General features: G+C 47.2%; 1 protein-coding gene. It reads right to left on the bottom strand.

Annotated elements, in window-relative coordinates; translation table 11 throughout:
• Positions 1 to 432 (bottom strand): efflux RND transporter periplasmic adaptor subunit (locus AC0AIB_RS31405; RefSeq protein WP_465098112.1); only part of this gene is annotated, 432 nt, incomplete at both ends.

The raw sequence follows: 432 nt of genomic DNA, 5'->3' as shown, positions 1-432 counted from the left end.
CACATAAGGCATGGCTTTGACTTGCTGATCTGGTTTGACTTTGGCGCCACCAACCATCACCACTTGCTCACCTTGTTTTAGACCGCTAGTGACAATCCATTGACCTTGGTGGGTACCTTGAACCGTAACTGGGCGTACTTGGATTTTATTATTGGCGTCAACCACATACACGGTTGATTCACCTTTGGCTGTACGATTAATGGCACTTTGTGGCAATAATACCGCATTATTGATAATACCTTGAATCAACTGGGCATTCACCATCATCCCGGGCAACAACACAAAGTTATCATTGCTAAATACCGCACGCAGATTAACCGTGCCTGTGGTACTATCCACTTTAGCTTCTTCGAAGCGAAGTTGCCCCACCATCGGGTAGGTTGAGCCATCAGCGAGCTTTAACTGAACCTGTGCGGTACGCGGTGTGCTAAG

Source organism: Micromonospora sp. DSM 43699 (genome assembly GCF_055517075.1).
This window is presented reverse-complemented; position numbering and strand designations above follow the sequence as displayed.